We start from the raw sequence: 1,839 nt of genomic DNA on the forward strand, positions 1-1,839 counted from the left end.
CGATGCATGATCGCTTGAAAGAAGCCGGTGGAGTTATGAATTCATCTGTCCGTAAAAGCATGGAATCGTTAATCAGCTCATCTACCTATGAGCGAATCGGTATTCACCGTAACGGCGATGGTACTCTCAAGCTGGATGAAGAGCAGCTTAAGAAGAGCTTAAGCTCAAATTTCGAACAAACAACGAAAGCGATTAGCGGCAACTATGGCCTAGCTGACCGTCTATCATCAACAGCGGAAAGATACAATGAAGTCCCGGCGAGCAGCTTGCTGAACTCGAAGGCTCGCCAGGTGCAGCAATTCGCGATGTACCAGTCATCGATGCAAATGGCTATGCCGACACAGGCAGGCGGGTGGGTCGTGAATTTGCTTTATTAACTGGATACCAGGCAATGAACAACAATTTGCAAAATCAATTATGAAGAATCCTCAAGCCATAATTGACCGTCTCTGCGTCCGCATGGAGTCCAATAGAATAGTGGAACTTCTTTAATTCAAGTTATATAGATCTTAAAAAAACCGCAGTTTTCTAGATAAAGGAGAGGACTGGTTTTGAAAAAGAATAATAGGATACGGGAGTTGTTTGTCTATGAATACAAGCGAGAGATTAGGAGTAATTAGCGGCAGCGCTGAGAGGAAAAGCGAACATCTTCGCTGGATCACTCGTGGTTTTTTCTTGTTGTTATTGGCCCTTTCCATAAGTTTTCAAATCGTTCCTCAAACGGCTTACGCAGCATCTACGATCACGCCAGACGGTACGTATAATTTTGGCGGCACGTTAGGGATTGATGGTAGCGGAGGAGGAGGCACAACAGCGGCAGGGTTTGCAACATTAGGTGACAACAAATTTGTTGTAAGCAACCGTTTTATGAATGGTGATTTGCCTTCCCCTACGGCATTGTGGTCAAATGATCAGGTAGTTGGCGGAGCAATAGGGTCGCTGACGATCAAAGCTGCGGGCACGAAAGTCCAGACGTTTACCTTTAATAATCTGGGGATCAGTACCTATGAAAATGTGGGGCAAAGTCTGGAATCTATTACTGTTGTTTTATATGATATCGGTGGTAGCGTGATATCGACGCTTACAAGCGGTACAGGCAAAGTGATTAATTTGAGTAATAGCGTTTCTCAGCTTGGAACTCTGATAAATAGTGGAGCTGCGTACAATATCAACAATGTCGCATCATTAAAGCTCACTTGGCATTATAATAATATAACTGTAGCTCCTTCCAATTTAAATATTGAAAATATTACGATCTCCAACGTGAAAGCGGCAGCATGGACAGCCAGCGCTTCGGCAGCGACGCTGACTCCCGTAGCCGGCGTTGATGATGCCGTTACACTGACGGTCAAAAATTCGTCCGGCAGCACAGATACAGGCTTTAGCGGAGCTCGCAATGTGACCGTAACCGGCTATGCTGGGGCGCCAGACGGTTCGTATGGCAGCTTTAACGGTACGACGCTGTCGGCATCGACGAGTACGATCAGTGTCAATTTCACGAATGGCGTAGCCGTTCCGAACCTGAAATTGAATAAGGTGGCATCGCAGACAATAGGTTTTAGCGTCGCAGGCGTGGACACCCCTGCGACGAACACATTGAGCCTGACGCCTACAGCGGGAAGCGCAGCTTCGATGGCGCTGACAACCGACATCATCGCGCCTGCCAGCAATGGCGGCACGTTTGCGCAGCAGCCGGCAGTGACGCTTCGCGACGCTTACGGCAATGTTCGAGTGAACGACACCACCACGAGTGTGACGGTGTCGCGGAAGGACGCCGGTACCTGGATGCTCACGGGCACGGCAACCAAAACAGCCAGCGCAGGTGTCGTCACCTTTACC

Annotated in this window: 2 protein-coding genes; both read left to right on the top strand. The window is 48.3% G+C overall.

The features are described from left to right. Nucleotides 1-377: flagellar filament capping protein FliD (gene fliD / locus BM210_RS10485; protein WP_091167723.1), on the top strand; the 377-nt coding region annotated here is incomplete at its 5' end. Between the two features lie 211 nt (nt 378-588). Then, the coding region (locus BM210_RS34740) for a hypothetical protein (RefSeq protein WP_218184914.1) at nt 589-1,839 on the top strand (1,251 nt) is incomplete at its 3' end.

The organism is Paenibacillus sp. 1_12 (genome assembly GCF_900114475.1).
Lineage (GTDB): Bacteria > Bacillota > Bacilli > Paenibacillales > NBRC-103111 > Paenibacillus_S.